Source organism: Streptomyces sp. NRRL F-5755 (assembly GCF_001279365.1).
In the GTDB taxonomy this organism is placed as follows: domain Bacteria; phylum Actinomycetota; class Actinomycetes; order Streptomycetales; family Streptomycetaceae; genus Streptomyces; species Streptomyces rimosus.
On sequence record NZ_LGCW01000316.1, the window covers coordinates 1 to 18,750 of the forward strand.

The following is an 18,750-nucleotide window of genomic DNA, read 5'->3' on the forward strand; positions in this document are numbered from 1 at the left end:
GCGCAGGGGGACGGCGCCCCGGGGGACCTTGGGGGGATGGGTGCTGCGGTGTACGGGTGGGGTGCGCGGGTCATGCGCCCCGGGCGGCCCGCGCGGTCGTCGGCCACAGGAGCCCCACGACCGACAATGCGCCCCAGCCCACCGAGACGGCCACGGCCGCACGCCGCCGGGCCCGGCCCGGCAGCGTCACGCCCAGGAGGGCCGCGTCACCGAAGTCCGCCGCGATCCGGACGCAGGCGGCGGTTTGCAGGGCCGGGCCCGTCGGCGCCAGGGCCAGGGCGAGGCCGCCGGCCGCGTCGCGCCAGGCCAGCGGGCGCAGTGCCGTACGGGTCGCGGAGGCCACCTGCCCGTCCGCCTCCGCCAGGCCGGAGGGCTTGGCCAGCAGGGCGGGCCAGGCGGTGACCGCCAGGCCGTACACCGCCGTTGTCGCGCCCACCGCGCGCAGCAGTCCCTCGTGCATCGTCCGCCTCCTTCGTCACGGGCTCCGGAGGCGAGCGCGGCACCGCGCCCCACCGCCGCCTCTACCGGTGCGTACCCACTCTTCCTCTTTCGTCCCGTTCCGGCGGCACAACGCGCCCGTCGACGGGCGCACGCCCGGCACACCGCGCCCGGAGGGACGAACGGCTCAGACGTCCAGCTCCGACTCGACCTGCCGCAGGCGGTCCCGTGCCGTGTCCAGATCGCCGCTGGCCCGGTCCAGGACGAGGTAGACGAAGATGCCCTGGCGGCTGCGGCGGGTGAGCGGGCGGATCAGGTGCAGCTCGTCGTCCAGCGTGATCAGGATGTCCTGGACCCGCTCCGGGCGGTACCCGAGGAGTTCCAGCGTGAACAGCTTCGCCCGCACCACGTCGGTGTCCCCGCGGGCAGCCGTTTCGAGGTCAGGACCGGACGGGTCGCCGACCGCGCCGAGGGTGAGGCGGCTGAAGTAGTCGACCACCGAAGCGCCGAGGACACCCTTGAGCTGAACCAGGTCCCGCAGCGTCTCATCGATGCCTGCCATGGCCACCTGCCCCGGACGCCTGGGCCCGCTCGCCTGTCGGACCGCTCGCCGGCCAAACCTCCCGGCACAACAGGAGCGCGGTGTGGCGGCCCCTGACATTATCTTGGCACGGATGGCCGGAAAGTGACGTCGGATCAGCAGAAGTTGTGGGTGGGGGAGAGGGGATGGGTGGGGGCAAAGCGCCGGGGGATAGCGGGGCGCCGAGGGGTGGCGGAGCGCTGGGCGGTGAAGAGGTGGTGTGTGGGGAAGGGGGGGCGCGTGGTGGACGGGTGGTTCGGGAGGGCGCATACCGATCCCGTGTGACGGTGGCGCGGGAGGGTATGTGCCGGTTCCGAGTGAGGGGCGCGGCGTAAGGCGCATGCCGATCCCACCTGGCGGTGGCGCGGGAGGGTATGTGCCGGTTCCGGGTGAGGGGCGCGGCGTAAGGCGCATGCTGATCCCGCTTGACGGTGGCGCGGGAGGATGCTTGCCGGTTCCGTGTGACGGCGGCGGGTGAGGGCGCATGCCGGTCCCGTCTGGCGGTGGTGCGGGAGGGTGCGTCCGGCGTCCGGGTGAGGGCGGTGGCGTAAGGCGCATGCCGATCCCGCCTGGCGGTGGCGCGGGAGGATGCTTGCCGGTTCCGCCTGACGATGGCGGGTGAGGATGCATATCGACCCCGCCTGACAGCGGCGCGGGAAGACGCGTACCCATCCCACCTTTCGGCGGCAGGTGAGGCCGGATGCCCACCCCGCCTGACGGCGGCGCGCAAGGACGCGTACCGATCCCGCCTGTCGGTGCCGGACCAGGGCGCGTCCCGGCCCCGTACGACGGTGGGACGGACGCGCCCGTTGTGATCGGCTGGCCGCCGTGGCAAGGGTTTCGTCTGCCGTTCTCAGGCGGCCGCCGTGGCGATAATTTCGTCTGCCGCGCGCTGGCCGCTGGCCACGCAGTCGGCGACGCCGACTCCGTCGTATGCGGCGCCGCACAGGCGCAGGCCCGGTAGGCGGGACAGTCCGTTGCGTACCCGCGTCACGCGTGCCGGGTGGCCGACCGCGTAGTGCGGCAGGCCGCCGATCCACCGCGTCACGTCCGTCGCCACCGGCCGCGCGGCCAGCCCGGTGGCCTCGCCCAGGTCGCGCAGCGCGGCGCCCACCAGGTCGGTGTCGTCCAGGTAGAGGACCTCTTCCTGGCCGTACCGGCCGATCGAGGTGCGCAGGACGAAGAGGTCCTCGGCCCGTTCCGACAGCCAGTCCCACTTGCGTGTCAGGAACGTGGACGCCTTGATGGTGTGCCCGTCCCCCGGCGGTACGAGGAAGCCGCACCGGCCGTCGAACGCGGTCAGCCCGGCCAGGTCGGAGCGCCGGAACGCCATCGTGACCAGCGCCATCGACGCGTAGGCCACCTCGGACAGTTCGGCTGCCGCGAGCGGCGCCTCGGCGGCGAGCAGGGTGGCCGCCGACCAGGCCGGGGTCGCCAGCACGAGGCTGTCGCACAGCAGGGTGCGGGCGGCGGTGCGCACTTCCCAGCCGTACGCGGTGCGGGTCAGCGCGAGGGCCGGGGTGTTGCGCAGGATCGCCCCGCCCGCGGCGCGTACGGCGTCGGCCACGGCGCCCGCCAACGTGCCCGCGCCGCCGTCCAGGCCCAGGTAGTCGGGGCCGCCGCGGGACAGGTCGGGGATGGTGTGGGCGGTGGCCCGCTCGCCGGTCCCCGTACGGGCGAACTCGGGCCGGGGGCGCGGGATGAGCGGCCCCGAGCGCGGCCGGTCGGCGATCCGCCGCTGCTCCGCGAGCCGCCGCTCCTCGGCGATCTCCCGTTCCAGGGCCCGGCGCCGCGCCTCCGCGTTGCGCTGTTCGGCGAGGCGCCGCTGCTGTTCGGCGGACCGCCGCCGCACCTGCCGTACGCCGGTCAGCAGCGCCCCGTCGTGCCGCGCCGCCTCGAACAGCTGCGGTACGGCGGCGCGCAGGGACACCTCGTACGTGTCGGCCGTCCGGGTCCGGCCGAGGACGTCGCGCCCGCGGCAGCTCGGGATCGGCCGCAGCCCGCCCCGTGTCCACAGCGCGGCGCCCGTCGCGGCAGGGACCCGCAGCCGGTCGCCGAGGCCCACCTCCCGCGCCAGGTCCACCGCTTCCGGCCGGGGCACGCGCAGCGCCTCGGCGCCCAGGTCGACGGGCACCCCGGCGATCTCGCCGGAGCGCAGCTTGCCGCCGAGCCGTCCGGTGGACTCCAGCAGCGTCACGCGCAGGCCCGCGCCGGTGAGCCGGTGCGCGGCGGCGAGGCCCGCGATGCCGCCGCCGATGACGACGACGTGCCGGGCGAGCGCCCGCCCGGTGCCGGCGGTCCCGGCGGGGGCGTGGGTACGGGGCGCGGTGGCGCTCCCGGCGGCATCGGCGCTCCGGTACGCGGGACCGGTCCGTACGGCGGACGCGGTCGTCGGCACGCTCATGACTCGACTCCTTCGAACGCGGTGTTCGCTGCCGTCGCCGCTCCCGGGCCGCCCGTCACGGCGCGCGGCGACGGGCGCAGGATGTCCGAGAGCGGATCGTGCCGGATGCTGCCGGGCGGCATGCCCGCGGCGGTCAGCCGGGCCACGGTCGCCTCGACCACCGCGGTCGGGCCGCTGACGTACGCCTGGTGCCCGGACCAGTCGCCGTGCCGCGTCACGGCCTCGGCCACCGCCCCGGCCAGCGCGTCGTAGCCGTCCTCGCCCGTCCCGAAGGCGGCGCCGGTGCCGGGCCGCCGCCCGATCACGGGTGTCACCCGCAGCCAGGGCCGCCGCCGCTCCAGTTCGGACGGCGGGCCCGCGTCGTACAGGTCGGCGAAGCTGTGCGCGCCGAGGAACAGCCGTACGTTCCGGTGCCTGCGCCGCGCGGACAGGTCCTCCAGCAGCGCCTTCACCGGCGCCCAGCCGGTGTCGGCCGCCACCAGGACGAGGTCGCTCGCCAGCTCGTCGTCCAGCGTCATCGACCCGCGCGCGGGGCCGACGCGCAGCGTGTCACCGGCCCGCGTGTGCGCGACCAGGGCCTCGCTCACGCCGCCCGCGCACGTCTGCCGTACGTGGAACTCCAGCTCGCCGTCGGGCCGGGGTGCGCAGGCGATCGAGTACTGCCGCCACGCCTGCGGCAGCAGCGGCGACTCCAGGGCCGCGAACTGCCCCGCGCGGTACGGGTACGGCTCGTTGGTCCGCACCCGCAGCACCGCGAGGTCCGGTCGGCGCCGCTCGTGCGCGGTCACCTCGGCCTGCCAGTACGGCGGTTCGGCGAGGGCCGCCTCGGCGCCGCTGACCATGGCCGCGACGGCGAACCGCAGCATGCGCACCCACGCCTGCTCGACGGCGTCCGCCCAGCGCGGGCCCGCCGTGCGGCGCAGTGCCTCGCACAGCGCCGCCTCGAACGCCTGGAAGTGCACCGGCCGCACCCCGAGCTTGCGGTGGTCGCGGCCCAGCCGCCCGAAGACCTCCGCGATGTCGTCGGGCCGGTGGAGGTTCTCGATCAAGTACCAGAAGGCGCGCGCCAGATGGGCGCGCTGGAACTCCATCGACTCCGGGAACAGCGACCGCAGATAGGGCCACCGCCGGAACATCGTCTCGTAGAGGTGGGTGATCAGCTCGCCGAAGGGGGTCACGAGTTCCAGGTACTCGGTGATGACCCGCTGGTCGGCGGCGCCGTCGTAGGACGCGGGGTCGAAGTCCGCCGCGCCGTGGGGCGAGGGGCCGGCGCCGGAGGCGTCCGAGGAGCGGCCGATGGCCCGCGGGCCGCCGCCCGCCCGGCCGGCCGCGAGCCCCTGGGGGGCGGCCGGTTCGGTTCCGGGGGACAGGATGCGCCGCCGCAGCCGCATGGCCTCGTGGCGGGCGAGCAGGGCGTGGTAGTCCTCGTTGACGGTGCTCATGAGCGTACGGCCCGATCGGGGACGGAAGCGGGGGAGGCCGGGAGGACCGGAACGGCGCTGAGCGGCCGGGGGTTGCGGGCATACGACGCGAGGCGTGGCATGAACGGACCTCCTGAAGGGGATGGGGCGCGTCAGTATGGCACTGGGCAAAGGTGACCGAACGGCCCTATTCCCCCAGGACTTCCGGCCCTCGCGGAAGATCGTCCCGAGGGTGTGTGATGCCGTGCGCACCCCTCGTACGCGACCCCGGCCGACAGAACGAGAGCCGAATGAACCAGCACCCCGGGCCCGTCGGGCCCACCGGACCCGGCGCACCGCCCCTGCGCGTGTTCATCCTCGACGACCACGAGGTGGTCCGCCGTGGCGTGCGCGACCTCCTCGACGCCGAGGACGGCATCGAGGTCGTGGGGGAGGCGTCCAGCGGGGCCGAGGCCCTGGCCCGGGTGCCCGCCGTACGGCCGCAGGTGGCGGTGCTCGACGTACGGCTGGGGGAGCGCGGCGAGTCGGCGAACGGCGACCACGAGGGCATCGAGGTCTGCCGCGAACTGCGCGCCCGGATGCCCGACCTGGCCTGCCTGATGCTCACGTCCTTCGACGACGACGAGGCGCTGTTCGACGCCATCATGGCGGGCGCGGCCGGGTACGTCCTCAAGCAGATCAACGGGTCCGACCTGGTGAACGCGGTACGGACGGTGGCGGCCGGCAAGTCGATGCTGGACCCGCGCACGGCGTCCCGTGTGATGGCGCGGCTGCGCGCCCCGCAGCAGGCCGAGACGTCCCCGCAGTCCGAACTGGACCGGCTGGCGCCCCGGGAGCGCGAGATCCTGGAGCTGATCGGCGAGGGCCTGACCAACCGGGAGATCGCGGACCGGCTGTTCCTCGCGGAGAAGACGGTCAAGAACCGCATCTCCACGATCCTTTCCAAGCTGGGGGTCGGGCGGCGCGTCCAGGCCGCGGTGATCGCCGGGCGCATCCGGGGCCAGCAGGAGCACCAGCGCGGCGGCCGGTAGGGGGCGGACGCGCGCCGACGGCGCGGGGCGGACACGGGTCCGCCCCGCGCCGTTCCCGTTTATGGCGCTACGGGCCGCTCCCGCCAAGAGCCCCTTGCCGCACCGCCTTTCGGCTGCCCGCCCGGCTGTCCGGGCCCGGGACCGTCGGCCGCCGTCCCGGCCCGCACGGCCCTATGGCCCCGTGCGCCCCGCGGCCGATGCTGGCACAGCCGGGAAGAGCCGGGTCTCTCCCCCGTGCTGAAGGCTCTTCCCGGCCCGTTGAGTTCATGCGCCAGAAATGAAGGACACACCCCGGTGGACGGATCGGATACCCGCACGCAGACAGACTCCGGGACGCACGGCGGCTCCGGCGCCCCGGACCGGCCCGTCACCGAGCCGGGCGGCCACCGGACGGTGGACGGGCACGACGGCGGGGCCGGGGCGACCACCGGCCCCGCCACCGACATCCCGCACGCCGTCCCGGGCCCCCGTCCGATACGCCGCCGCATCCCGGTGGAGTGGCTGACCACCACCGACCACAAGAAGATCGGGACGCTCTACCTCGTCACGGCCTTCGTGTTCTTCCTCGTGGGCGGCCTGATGGCCCTCCTGATGCGCGCCGAACTGGCCCGGCCCGGCACGCAGATCATGTCCAACGAGCAGTTCAACCAGGCGTTCACGATGCACGGCTCGGTGATGCTGCTGCTGTTCGCCATGCCGCTGTTCACCGGCTTCGCGAACTGGCTGATGCCGCTGCAGATCGGCGCCCCCGACGTCGCCTTCCCGCGGCTGAACATGCTCGCCTACTGGCTGTTCCTGTTCGGCTCGCTGATCGCGGCGGCCGGCTTCCTGACCCCGCAGGGCGCCGCCGACTTCGGCTGGTTCGCGTACGCGCCGCTGTCGGACGCGGTGCACTCGCCCGGCGTCGGCGCCGACATGTGGATCATGGGCGTGGCGCTGTCCGGCTTCGGCTCCATCCTGGGCGCGGTCAACTTCATCACCACGATCATCTGCATGCGCGCCCCCGGCATGACGATGTTCCGGATGCCGATCTTCACCTGGAACGTGCTGCTGACCGCGCTGCTGATCCTGATGGTCTTCCCCGTGCTGGCCGCGGCCCTGTTCGCCCTGGAGATGGACCGCAAGTTCGGCTCGCACATCTTCGACCCCGCCAACGGCGGCGCACTGCTGTGGCAGCACCTGTTCTGGTTCTTCGGCCACCCCGAGGTCTACGTCCTCGCGCTGCCGTTCTTCGGCATCATCTCCGAGGTCATCCCGGTCTTCTCCCGCAAGCCCATGTTCGGCTACATCGGCCTGATCGCGGCGACGATCTCCATCGCGGGCCTGTCCATCACCGTGTGGGCGCACCACATGTACGTGACCGGCGGCGTCCTGCTGCCGTTCTTCGCCTTCATGACGTTCCTGATCGCGGTGCCGACCGGGGTGAAGTTCTTCAACTGGATCGGCACCATGTGGAAGGGCTCGCTGTCCTTCGAGACGCCGATGCTCTGGGCCACCGGCTTCCTGATCACCTTCGTCTTCGGCGGCCTGACCGGTGTCATCCTGGCCTCCCCGCCGATGGACTTCCACGTCTCCGACACCTACTTCGTCGTCGCGCACTTCCACTACACGCTCTTCGGTACGGTCGTGTACGCGATGTTCGCCGGCTTCCACTTCTGGTGGCCGAAGTTCACCGGCAAGATGCTGGACGAACGCCTCGGCAAGATCACCTTCTGGACGCTCACCGTCGGCTTCAACCTCACCTTCCTCGTGCAGCACTGGCTCGGCGCCGCGGGCATGCCCCGCCGCTACGCCGACTACCTCGCCGCCGACGGCTTCACCACCCTCAACACCCTGTCCTCCATCGGCTCCTTCACGCTCGGGCTGTCCTTCCTGCCCTTCTTCTACAACGTGTGGAAGACCGCCAAGTACGGCAAGAAGATCGAGGCCGACGACCCCTGGGGCTACAGCCGGTCCCTGGAGTGGGCGACCTCCTGCCCGCCGCCCCGGCACAACTTCACCTCGCTGCCCCGCATCCGCAGCGAATCCCCCGCCTTCGACCTCCACCACCCCGAGGTGGCCGCGCTCGAAGCGTCCCGCACCTGACCCTCCGCACCCCCGTCCCCGCCCCCTCCCGCCGTCCCCCGGAATCAGGTACGCATGTCCCCCGATGTCCTGGCGCTGGGCGCCGCCGTCCTGACCGCCGCGGGCAGTGTCTGGTACCTGCCCGCCCTGCTCGACCTGCGCGCGGGCCCCGACCGCCCGCTGTCCCTGCGCATCGCCGCCGTCTCCTGCCTCGTCCTGTGGTCCACCCCGGCCGCACTGGCCGTGCTCCTCCTGCTGTCCGTCCCCTGGCCCGCGCTGGCCGCCACTGCGGCCACCGGCATTGCGGCCTCGGCGGCCGTCCGCACCGCCGCCGCCTGCCGCCGCTTCCGGGAGCAGCGGGAGGAGGACGAACGCTGGGCGGCGCTCCACCTGGGCCACCCGCCGGCCCGGCACCCGGGCCGATTCCGGGGCGCTTTCCGGGGGCGGCTGATCTAGAAGGCGGCCGGCGGCTCGGCGGCGGGCGGTACGGACGCGGGCTGCCGGCTCCGCTCGATCTGCCCCATGACCTCGTTGACGTGGTCGAGCATCTCGGCGGTGAGCCCGCCGGCGCGCGGCGACGGGGCGCCCACGTCGCCGGTGTGCAGCGAGGTCAGGAACCGCAGCCCCTCCGCCACCTGCGCGGCGATCTCGTCGTGGTCGAAGAAGAAGGCCGGGCTGACGTCGAAGTAGTCCGCCAGCACCTCCAGCTGCCGGAACGTGGGGTTGTCGCGGTGCCCGTTGCGCAGCAGCGAGATGTACGAGTGGGAGATGATCTGCTCCCCGGCCGCCGCGTTGATCGACGCGGCCACCTGCCGGTTGGACGGCGGGCTCCCGTCCGGCCCCTCGGCGCGTTCGAAAAGGCAATTGAGTTTGGCGGCCAAGCTGTCGGCTCTGTCCTCCTGAGCGTGCTGCACGATGCCGGACCCACCCCTTCCTCTTCCGCGCCAAGAAATGCGGGAAATATCTGAACGCCGTCGTCCGCCGCTTCCTCGCGGCGCCCTCCGACGGCCTTCGGCCTGCTCCGATCGCGGAGCGTGGGCGACCCGGTACAGGCGGGTCGGAGGGTGGGACATCCTAGTGCGCGACGGTGAGCGGAGTAAGGTCCACCGGTTCCGGTACGCAGTGCTTCGGCCACTCGCGCAAGTGGGGTGGCGGCACCTCTCTGTGATGCGCAGTCAGGTCCAGTCAGGCGCCTTTCAGCGCTGTTGACTCGCGTGAACGAGCTGGCTACCTTGGGGTCCGCACAGTCTGCCGACCGTTCCGCATCGGGGTGTTGGGGCAGGTGACAGCGGGTGCGGCGCCACTGACCGGGTGCTGTGGCCCGCGGTGGACTTGCCCTGCCGCCGAGCGCGGAAGGAGGCGGACGGAGGTGAATCGCCAACGGTTTTGTACGCCCGGGGTCCGCTCTTCGGCTCTTCGCGCGGTGTAACGGGGAATGGCTGCAAACTGACCAGGCGGCCAGGCATTCTCCCGTTTCCCGCGCAGGTGCCGACGCGGTTCCCCGTATTCGCGGCGTGACGAAATCCAAAAATCGGGGGAACATTGCAAGCAACATTTCGGGGGAGCGTTTCCGGAGCCGGCCTGCTGTGTCCGGACGACGGTCCGGAACAACCGTGGGGGCCGGGGCTGCGCGGCGCGCGCTGGGAGCCGGGAAACGCCTCCGCCATCTCCGAGGGACAGGTGCACGTCTTCTCGGTCCTGGACGAGACGGCGGACTGCGCGCAGGGATGCGCGCGGCCGGACGGCGACGGCTTCGCGGTCGCGGCCGACTCCTGCCCGTGCGGCCTGTGGCGGGGGCGGCTGCACACCCTGGTGGCCTGGCTGCTGGACTGCTCGCCGTGCGAAGTGCGCTCGACGCGCGACGATTTCGGCAGGTCGCGGCTGTCCGCCGGGCCATTGGACCTGACGGTCTGCCGTGACGAGGGCGGACTGCTGATCGCCTGCGCCCGCGGCGCTTCGGTGGCGCTGAGCGTGTCCACCGTGCCGTCGTCGCTGGACGCCTGGGCGTGGCTGCCGTTCGGCGCCGCCGAGCGGGCCCGTGCCGAAGCGGCCCCGGCCGCCCACCGCGCGGCGCTGCTCACCCAGTGGTGGACGCGCAAGGAAGCGGCGCTGCGGCTCACGGGCCGCGGCGGGCTGGCGTTCGCCGCCGAGGTGGACGTCCTGGGCGTGGGGCCGGAGGGCGCGGTCGTGGTGCCCGAGACCGGCATCCTGGGCACCGGCGGCGTCGCGTACGTACAGGATCTGCCCACCGATCCGGACACCGCCGCTTCCGTGGCGGCCTCGCAGCCGGTGAGCGAGGCCGTCGTGTGGCGGGTGCGGTGTCCGGTGCCGGTGGGGCCGTGACGGCCGGGCGCGTGCGCCGGGCGGGGGCCGGCCGGTGCGTCCGGTCCGGCGCCCGGCCGGCGCACGCGCCTTTACGGCATCAGGACCAGATGCGGGTCGGGCCCGGTGAGGTGGCCCGGATCGCTCAGCTCGCGCCAGGTCGCCATCGCCAGCCGGTACGCGCCGGCGGTCTCGTACCCGGATGCCGCGGTGCGGAAGTCGGCCTCGGCGGCCTCCTCGCGACCGGCGGCGCGCTGGGCGCGGGCCCGGATCAGGACACAGCGGGCCTGGTCCAGCGCGGGCAGCGCCGGGGAGTCGACGGGGATGGTGCCGGCCTGCTCCAGGGCCCGTTCCGCGTCGGAGGCGCGCAGCGCGCCCAGGACCTCCAGGGCCGCGAGCCAGCTCAGCGTCTCCGGCGTGGCGAGCAGCGCGGCGGCCTGGCGGACGCGCTCCAGCAGGGCGTCGGCGCCGGGGGCGTCGCAGGCGAGGGCCAGCAGCGTACGGGCGCGGGCCAGGCGGGTGCGCTGCCGCACGTCGTCGGTGGCCGCGAGCAGTTCGTCCGCCTCGGTCAGCAACTCGTGCGCGGCGTCCGCCCGGCCGTCCAGATAGCGCGCGCCCGCGGCGGCCCACAGGCCGATCGCGCGAAGGCGTGCGGCACCGGCGGGCGGCGCCTCGTCCAGCAGGGTGTCGGCGAGGCCCTGCGCGCGGTGCCACTCACCGCTTTCCACGTACGCCGACAGCAGCGCCACCTGGGCCTGCACCCGGGCGGGGCGGGCCGCTTCGACGTCCGCCGCGGCGCTCTGGGCGTCCTCGGCGCGGCGTACCGCCTCGGCCAGGCGGCCCTGCCGCCGGTGCAGCTGGGAGAGTTCGGCGGCGACCTGGGAGCGCAGCAGCGGCGCGGCGGTGGTGAGCGGGTCGTCGAGCAGGGTGCGCAGGACGCGCTCGCGGTCGTCGGCGGCGCCGAGCTGGTCGAGGACGGTGGCCAGCTCCCAGCGGGCCTCCCAGCGCACCTCGTCGAGGTCGTTGTCGGCGGCCCGTCCGGCGACGGTTTCCAGCTGCCGGCGGGCGGCGGGCCAGTCACCGGCGGCCTGGCTCGCGCGGGCGGCGACGAGCTGGCCGACCAGCTCCAGGCGGTGGGTGCGCTCGCGGTCGGCGGGCCGGGGCGCGGTCAGCTCTTCGAGGGACATGCCGAGGCGCTCGGCGATGGCCTTGGCCGCTTTGGTGCTGGGGCTGCGGCGGCCGCTCTCCACCAACGAGACGTAGCTGGGGGAGACGCCGTCGCCGGCGAGGTCCCCTTGGGACATGCCCTGGGCGCGACGGATCTCCCGGACGCGTTCTCCGAACGCTGGCTGTTCGATCGTCAAGCTGTTCCTCGGCGTTCAGCTCGCTGTTGAGTAGGGGATGCATGGACAAGCTTACGGGTTGTGACCCGCGACTCTACTCGCCCGGACGGCAGGCGGGGGCGGTTGTCACTGGCTCGTATCCGGCTCTTTACGGGCTCTTGAAGAAGCCAGTTGGTCAATATCCAGTCATGCTAGTGTCAATTCATATGACAAGCCTGGGATTTCCTCGACGCCGCCGGTGGGGAATCCATGCCCTGCTGGGCGCCGTGGCGGTCAGCTCGCTCGGCGAGGCCATGATGGTCGTCGCCGTCCCCTGGTTCGTACTGAAGACGACCGGCAGCGTGGCGCAGACCGGGATCGTGGTCGCGATCGGGGCCGTCACCTCCGGAGTGGTCGGATTCGTGGCGGGTCCGCTGGTCGACCGCTGGGGATTCCGGACGATGGCGGTGGTCGCCTATCTGGTCGGCGGCCTCGGCGCGGCCTGCATCCCCCTGCTGTACGCCCTGGATGCGCTGGACTTCCCCACCCTCGCCCTCCTGGTGGTGGCCGCCAACGCCCTCGACGTCCCCGGCGGCGCGGCGGTCACCGGCCTGGTCCCGGAGCTGAGCGAGGCCGCGGGCATGCCGCTGGAGCGCGGCAACGCGCTGCTCACCGGTATCCACCAGGTCGCCCAGCTGTGCGGGCCCCCGCTGGGCGGCGCCGGCGTCGCACTGCTCGGCACCCACAGCGTGCTGCTCCTCGACGCCGTCGCCTGCGGACTCGCGGCGCTGGTCCTCCTCGTCTGCATCTCCGCCGGCCGGCGGGCCACCGAGCGGCGCCCGGCCGGTGCCTACCTCGCCGACCTGCGCTCCGGGCTGCGCACACTGCGCCGCCACCGCCTGCTGCGCGCCGTCGCCATTTCCGGTACCGCCTTCAACGCCCTGGACAGCGGCCTGGCGGGGGTGGTCCTGGTGACGTACGCGTACCAGCACCTGGGCAGCGCGGCGAGCCTGGGCGTCCTGCTCACCTCCTTCGGCCTGGGCGCGGTGGCGGGCACGGTCGGCTACGCCGTCTTCGGGCACCGGATCAGCGGCCGGTTCCTCTACATCGGCACCGGCTTCGCCGCGGGCCTCCTGATCGCCTCGCTGGTCTCGCTCCCCCCGCTGCCGGCCGGTGCGGCGCTGCTCGCCGTGCTCGGCGCGGTGGCGGCGCCGGTGGGCCCGCTGCGTACGGGGGTGCTCCAGCGCAGCGTGCCGCGCGAGCAGTACGGGCGGGTGACGGCCGCGGTCGACACGGTCGGGCTGGCGGCGGTGCCGCTCGGCGCCTCGCTGACCGTCGCCGCCGTGGGCGCCCTCGGTCTGCGCCCCGCGATCGCTCTGATCGCCGGGGCCTACCTGCTGGTGGTGGTCTGCTGTTGGGCCGCTCCGGCGCTGCGGGAGATCGACCGGAGCGCCGCTGCCGACCGCGGGTACGCCCCCGCATCACCGACCATGACTGAACTTGACAAACAATGACAGCTGGCTGACGCTGGCCCTCTATGGTCGACGCCCCGAGGAGGGACACATGAGTGAGCGCAGCACCGAGCGGCGCGTGCCAGTGCAGCGTGGGTCCGCCGAGCGAGACGAGGTGCGCGCATGACCTCCGCCCCCGTCCTGCCCGCCGCGGCCGCCGCGCCCGAGGGCACCACGGACGCGCGGCGCCTCGCCGCGCTGCGCGCGGTGCGGGACCTGCTGGCCGACAACCCCGGCGACGTGCACGACCTGCTGTGTGAGATATCCACCCACCGCGCCGCCGGATACGAGATCGAGGCGACCATCGCCACGCTCGACGGCGCCCTCGCCGAGGTGGACGCGTACCGGCCGGGCCGGGTGCCGCGGCTGGCCGTCTTCATGCCCTCCAACGTGATCCTCTACTCGTACGCGCTGTACCTGCTCGTCCCCGCGCTCTACGCCGACCACCTGGTCTTCCGGCCCTCCAGCCAGGTCAAGGACCAGATGGCGCGGCTGCACCGGCTGCTCGCCGAGCACCACCGGCTGCCCATCGAGCTGACCGTCGCCAGCCAGCGGGAGTTCGTCCGCGACCACGTCCTGCCGTCCGACGTGGTGGTGTTCACCGGGGCGTACCACAACGCCGAGCAGATCCGCGCCCAGCTCAACCCGGGGCAGCTCTTCCTGTTCCTCGGCTCCGGCGTCAACCCGTTCGTCGTCGCCCCCGGCGCCGACGTGGAGCGCGCCGTGCGCGACGCCGTGGAGATCCGCGTCCACAACGCCGGCCAGGACTGCCTGGGCCCGGACCTGTTCTGTGTGCACGAGGACCTCCGCGACGCCTTCCTCGACGGGCTCGTCCGCGAACTCAAGGGCCTGCGCTACGGCCCGTACACCGACCCCGACGCCGACTTCGGGCCGGTCTTCTACGACGGTGCGCTGGAGGAGGCGGTCCAGTTCCTGGCCCGTAACCGCGAGCACATCGCGTACGGCGGCCATGTCGACTTCCGCACCCGGCGGATGGAGCCCACCGTCGTCGTCGGCGACGAGGTGACCCCGCGCACGCAGGTCCCGGAGTTCTTCGCGCCGGTCTTCAACGTCGTCGGCTACCGCGACGAGCAGGCCCTCGCCGCCACCCTCACCACCGGCCAGTTCACCGAACGGGCCCTGGGCTCCAGCGTGTACGGCGACGCCCCGGACCTGGTCACCGCGCTGCGCCGCCGTACCACCGTCACCCTCGACACCACCCTGCTGTCCATCGACGACGGCAACGCGCCCTTCGGCGGCTTCGGCCGGATGGCCAACTACATCACCGACGGCCAGGAGCTGTGGGCGGAGCCCGTCCTGATCTCCAAGGCCGTCGCCGAGCACTACCCGAAGGCCCCCCGGTGAACGAACGCGCGCACACCTACCCGACGGCCTGGCACGCGGTCGCCGACCACCTGCGGCACCTGGGCACCACGGCCGTCTTCGGCCTGCCCGGCGACGACATGGACCTGCTGGCCGCGCTGGAGCAGACCGACACCCGCTTCGTCATCTGCCGCGACCAGCGCAACGCCGTGTTCATGGCGACCGGTTACGCGCTGGCGTCCGGGCGTCCCGGCATCTGCGCGGTGGGCAAGGGGCCGGCCCTGACCAACACGCTCACCGGCGTGCTGGAGGCCCGGTCCGCCGCCGCGCCGGTCGTGCTGATCGCCGGGGGCACCCCGCTGGAGCGGATGGGCACCGGCGCGTTCCAGGAGCTGGACCAGCTGTCCGCCGTACGCCCGCTGGTCAAGTGGGCGGTACGGGTGGACCGCGCCGACCGGCTGCCCGCGGCCCTCGACCAGGCCGTGGCCGTCGCCGTCAACGGCACCCCGGGACCGGTGTACGTCGAGATCCCCGAAGACCTCGCGAACGAGCAGGTCACCCGCACCGCCCCGTGGCGCCCGGCCGCCGCGCAGCGCCTCACCCCGGACCCGGACGTACTGGCCGACACCGCCGCCCGGATCGCCGCCGCCCGGCGCCCGCTGCTGCTCGTCGGCGGCGGCGCCCGGCACCGCAACGCGGACCGCTCGCTGGAGGCGTTCGCCGAACTCCTCGGCGCGGGCCTGTTCACCACCGCCTCCGGGCGCGGCACGGTCGCCGAGGACCACCCGCTGTTCTGCGGCGTCTCCGGCCTCTACACCGTCGCGCCGGTCGACCGGCTGTGGCAGGAAGCCGACCTGGTGATCGCGCTCGGCAGCCGCCTGGAGGAGACCGCCACCTTCGGCTGGCCGGACGCGGACCGACTGCCGGTGATCCAGGTGGTGTCCGGCGAGGACGGCCTGGTGACCGCGCGCCCCGGCGCCGGCGTCCTGGGCGATGTGGCGCGCACCGTGGACGCCTGGACCGGCCTGCTGGCCGGGCACACCCCCGACGCCGCCTGGACGGACCGGGTGAGCGAGGTGCGCCGGGCGCTCGCCGCGCGCGCCGAGGAGCGGGTCCTTGAGGCCGACCGTACGGCGAAGGAGAGCGGCGGCGTCCCGGTCAGCCGTGTCCTGGCGGCGCTCGGCCGCGCCGTACCCGAAGACCGCGTCCTGGTGCAGGAGAACGGCCTCCAGGACATGTGGTCGTACTTCCACCCGCACTGGACCTGTGGCGCGCGCGGCGGCTCGGTGGTGCCGAGCGAGCAGACCCCGCTGGGCTTCGGCGCGGCCGCCGCGCTCGGTGTGGCCCTCGCCGAGCCGGGGCGCCCCGTCGTCTCGGTGGCCGGCGACGGCGCCTTCAACCTCTTCCGCAGCGAACTGCCCACGCTCGCCGACGCGGGCGCCGGGGTGCTGTACGTCGTGCTCGACAACGGCGGGTACGGCTGGCTCCAGACCAACCTCGACCGGGTGTCCGGCAGCGGCTCGCGCTTCGCGTTCACCGCCGACCGGCCCACCGGCAACGAGGGCCTGACGGCCGCGTACGGACTGAAGTACTGGCGCGCTGACAACCCCGGCGATCTCGATCGCGTCCTTTCCGCCGCGTGGCAGCACTGCGCGTCGGGAACCGCCGCGGTGGTGGAGGTCGGGGTCCGGCTCGCCGACAGCCCGCCCGGGATGGCCGGACCCGCCGGCGACTTCCCGTTGCGTGAGGACGAATGACCGACTCGCCGAGACCGACCGACTCGTCGAGACCAGCAGAACAGGACGCCGCATGCCCGTCGCGCTCTTCTTCCCCGGGCTCATTCCCACCCGGTTCGACGCCATCAGCCCTTTCGTGACCACCAACGAACACGCCAAACGACGCTTCGCCGAGGCCGACGAGGTCCTCGGCTACTGCCTCGCGGACGCCTACCGCGAGGCGTCGATCTACGAATGGGAAGTGTTCGAGGCCGGGTTCATGGCGCTGACCCTGGCGCTCGCCGACTGGGCCGAGGAGAAGCACGGCGCCCGCCCGGCCGCCTGCGGCGGGCAGAGCTTCGGCGCGTTCATGGCGGCGGTGTGGGCGGGCGCCCTCAGCTACCCGGACGCGCTGCGGCTGATCCGCCGCAGCGTCGCCGTCGAGACGGACTACTTCGACACCCTCGACGAGCCGCTGGGCTGCCACTTCTTCTACCGGCTGCCGCACGGGAAAGTGCAGCAGCTGGTGGCCGAGGTGCACGAGCGCGGTGAGTGGGCCGAGCTGTCGGTGGTACTCGACGAGGAGGTGCACGCCGTCTCCGCGACGCTGAGCACCCTGGAACGCTTCGAGCAACGGGTCCGCGAGGAAGGCGGTTTCCCCTTCTACACGATGAACCGGGCCGAGCACTGCTCCGCCGTCGCCGGGCTGCGCACCCGGCTGCACGACGAGGCGTACGGCACCGTCGAGTGGCGCACCGCGCACATCCCGGTCGTCTCCGACGTGGACGGGCGGCTGCTCACCGACGCCGAGGAGATCAAGCAGGACCTGCTGGACGGCTGGACGACGCCGGTGCACTGGGCGACGATCCTGCGCGGCCTGCGGACGGCGGAGGTGGACGAGGTGTGGATCCCGGGCCCGCGCAACATGTTCGCCCGGATCACCAACAACTCCTTCCCCACCAAGGTGATCACGCCGAAGATGGCGCTCGAAGCGTGAGCGCGCCCACCGACGCCCTGGGCACCCCGGCCGGCCGCCGGGTGCTCTCGGCGGCCATGTTCGCCAGCGCTCCCGCCGAGGTGCTGGACTTCCTGCTGCCGCTGTGGGCCGGATCGACGCTGAAGGCGGGTGCCTCGGTGGTCGGCGCGCTCGTCGCCGTCGAGGCGGTGCTCTCCCTGATCGTACGGCCGCTCGCCGGGGAACTGTCGGACCGCTTCGACCAGCGGCGGGTCGCCGCCGCTGGCGCGTTCCTGTACGCCCTGTCCTTCGCCGGGTACGCCCTCGCCGACAACCTGCCCCTGGCCTTCGTCGCGTCGGGTGTGGGCGGTGCGGGCGGCGCGCTGTTCTGGGTCGGCCTGCGCGCGTGGACCGGCCGGCGGGCCACCAACCACACCAGCGCTTACGGCAAATTGCTGTCGGCCGAGGGCCAGGGAGCCTTCATCGGCTACCTGGTGGCGTTCTCCCTGCTGGAACGCGGCGGCTATCCGCTGCTGTTCTGGCTGGGCTGCGCGGCCTGCGTATGGGCGACGGCCGCGCTGCTCAAGGGGACGGGCAGCCGGGAGGCGGTCCCGGACGCGGCCGACGACGACACCGACGACAACGAAGACGCGCTACGGGACCGCAGGACCCGCCTGCGGCTCCTCCCCCTGATGGTGGTGTCCGCCGTGACGGCCGCCGCCGAGGCCGGGCTGTGGATGCTCCTGCTGCTGCGCCTGCAAGGCGACCTCGGGCTGACGCCCAACGAGATTGCCATGGTCTTCGCGCCCGGTTTCGTGGTGTTCATCCTGCTGCCCGAACACACCCACCACCTCACCGACCGGCTCGGCCGCACGCGGACCATGGTCATCGCCTTCCTGGCGAGCGCCCTGTTCGCGGCCGGGCTCGGCTTCGTGGCCACCCCGGTCGCCGTCGCGGTCCTGTGGGCGGTGGCCGCCGCCTGCTTCGCCGCACAGATCCCGGTGGAACAGGCCACCGTCGCGGCCGCCGCCGGCAAGCGCGTCGGCCGGGGGATGGGCCTGTACGAGAGCGCGCGGCTGTCCGGCGTCGTCGTCGGACCCGCGCTGATGGGCGTCGTCTACGAGCAGCTGGGCTGGGTCACCGCCTGCTGTGTGGCGGCGGGCGGGTCGGTCGTGGGGGCCGTCGTCGTGCCGTACGCCATCCGCGTACTGAAGCTGCCCGAGACGGTACGGGCGCGAACCGTACAGCCCGAGACCGGCGGGACGGGGGCCCCGGCCGCCGTCACCGCACCGACCGATAACCCACCCGAGGAAGAGGACCGCACAGCCATGGACATGGAGAAGCAGGACACCGCGGCGCCGTCGAAGGACGGAGCCCTCTCGCCGAAGGAGCACGCCCGCAAGGAGCGGCGGGACTGGCTCATCCACACGGCGGCGTTCCTCGTGGGGAACGTGATCCTGTGGGCGCTGAAGTCCAACTGGATCGTGTGGCAGTTCACCGCCGACGAGGTGCCCGACGAGCACCGCGGTCCGCTGGTGTGGATCAGCCGCATCTGGCTGACCATCTGGGTCATCGACACGATCTGGTCCTGGTCGTACACGATCTGGCCGCGCGAGAAGAAGGCCAAGTCCTCCTAGGGGCCGCACCGCGCGGCCCCCGCTCCA

General features: G+C 73.4%; 15 protein-coding genes. 9 read left to right on the forward strand and 6 right to left on the reverse strand.

The window, feature by feature from the left end:
- Positions 1–70: 70 nt before the first annotated feature.
- The 4 genes from ADK86_RS37580 to ADK86_RS37595 form a co-directional block, all read right to left on the reverse strand.
- A complete protein-coding gene (locus ADK86_RS37580; RefSeq protein WP_053700664.1) occupies positions 71–460 on the reverse strand; it encodes a hypothetical protein in 390 nt (129 codons plus the stop codon).
- 165 nt (positions 461–625) lie between these two features.
- Positions 626–1,000, reverse strand: coding sequence for a hypothetical protein (locus ADK86_RS37585; RefSeq protein WP_053700665.1), 375 nt, complete (start codon positions 998–1,000; stop codon positions 626–628).
- 871 nt (positions 1,001–1,871) lie between these two features.
- A complete protein-coding gene (locus ADK86_RS37590) occupies positions 1,872–3,422 on the reverse strand; it encodes a protoporphyrinogen/coproporphyrinogen oxidase (RefSeq protein WP_053700666.1) in 1,551 nt (516 codons plus the stop codon).
- Complete coding sequence (locus tag ADK86_RS37595) at positions 3,419–4,864, reverse strand: globin domain-containing protein (RefSeq protein WP_053700667.1); 1,446 nt, start codon at positions 4,862–4,864, stop codon at positions 3,419–3,421. The genes ADK86_RS37590 and ADK86_RS37595 overlap by 4 nt, the downstream gene beginning before the upstream one ends.
- 269 nt (positions 4,865–5,133) lie before the next feature.
- On the opposite strand from ADK86_RS37595, the gene ADK86_RS37600 reads away from it, so the two are divergent.
- The 3 genes from ADK86_RS37600 (at position 5,134) to ADK86_RS37610 (ending at position 8,394) form a co-directional block, all read left to right on the forward strand.
- On the forward strand, positions 5,134–5,874 hold the full coding sequence (locus tag ADK86_RS37600; protein ID WP_053700668.1) for a response regulator: 741 nt from the start codon (positions 5,134–5,136) through the stop codon (positions 5,872–5,874).
- Positions 5,875–6,168: 294 nt separating this feature from the next.
- Positions 6,169–7,959 carry a cytochrome c oxidase subunit I gene (gene ctaD / locus ADK86_RS37605; protein ID WP_053700669.1) on the forward strand — a complete coding sequence of 597 codons (1,791 nt, stop codon included), beginning with the start codon at positions 6,169–6,171 and terminating at the stop codon, positions 7,957–7,959.
- A gap of 54 nt (positions 7,960–8,013) precedes the next feature.
- Positions 8,014–8,394, forward strand: coding sequence for a hypothetical protein (locus ADK86_RS37610; protein ID WP_063789182.1), 381 nt, complete (start codon positions 8,014–8,016; stop codon positions 8,392–8,394).
- Here the strand turns inward: ADK86_RS37610 and ADK86_RS37615 are convergent.
- On the reverse strand, positions 8,391–8,852 hold the full coding sequence (locus ADK86_RS37615) for a helix-turn-helix domain-containing protein (protein ID WP_159394058.1): 462 nt from the start codon (positions 8,850–8,852) through the stop codon (positions 8,391–8,393). The two genes, ADK86_RS37610 and ADK86_RS37615, sit on opposite strands and share 4 nt — an antisense overlap.
- 766 nt (positions 8,853–9,618) lie before the next feature.
- Between ADK86_RS37615 and ADK86_RS37620 the strand changes: the two genes are divergently transcribed.
- Positions 9,619–10,281 (forward strand): hypothetical protein, encoded by a 663-nt coding sequence (locus ADK86_RS37620; protein ID WP_053700671.1) that lies wholly within the window; start codon positions 9,619–9,621, stop codon positions 10,279–10,281.
- Positions 10,282–10,352: 71 nt separating this feature from the next.
- On the opposite strand, the gene ADK86_RS37625 is transcribed toward ADK86_RS37620, so the two are convergent.
- Positions 10,353–11,624, reverse strand: coding sequence for a helix-turn-helix transcriptional regulator (locus tag ADK86_RS37625; RefSeq protein WP_078952531.1), 1,272 nt, complete (start codon positions 11,622–11,624; stop codon positions 10,353–10,355).
- A 185-nt stretch (positions 11,625–11,809) separates the two neighbouring features.
- On the opposite strand from ADK86_RS37625, the gene ADK86_RS37630 reads away from it, so the two are divergent.
- From ADK86_RS37630 to ADK86_RS37650, 5 genes are all read left to right on the forward strand, one after another.
- Positions 11,810–13,096, forward strand: coding sequence for an MFS transporter (locus ADK86_RS37630; protein WP_159394059.1), 1,287 nt, complete (start codon positions 11,810–11,812; stop codon positions 13,094–13,096).
- A gap of 120 nt (positions 13,097–13,216) precedes the next feature.
- Complete coding sequence (locus ADK86_RS37635) at positions 13,217–14,458, forward strand: aldehyde dehydrogenase family protein (RefSeq protein WP_053700673.1); 1,242 nt, start codon at positions 13,217–13,219, stop codon at positions 14,456–14,458.
- Positions 14,455–16,173 (forward strand): thiamine pyrophosphate-binding protein, encoded by a 1,719-nt coding sequence (locus tag ADK86_RS37640; protein ID WP_053700674.1) that lies wholly within the window; start codon positions 14,455–14,457, stop codon positions 16,171–16,173. Before ADK86_RS37635 ends, ADK86_RS37640 begins: the two co-directional genes overlap by 4 nt.
- A gap of 52 nt (positions 16,174–16,225) precedes the next feature.
- A complete protein-coding gene (locus ADK86_RS37645) occupies positions 16,226–17,128 on the forward strand; it encodes an ACP S-malonyltransferase (protein ID WP_053700675.1) in 903 nt (300 codons plus the stop codon).
- Positions 17,125–18,723 (forward strand): MFS transporter, encoded by a 1,599-nt coding sequence (locus ADK86_RS37650; RefSeq protein WP_199834547.1) that lies wholly within the window; start codon positions 17,125–17,127, stop codon positions 18,721–18,723. Before ADK86_RS37645 ends, ADK86_RS37650 begins: the two co-directional genes overlap by 4 nt.
- Positions 18,724–18,750: the final 27 nt, after the last annotated feature.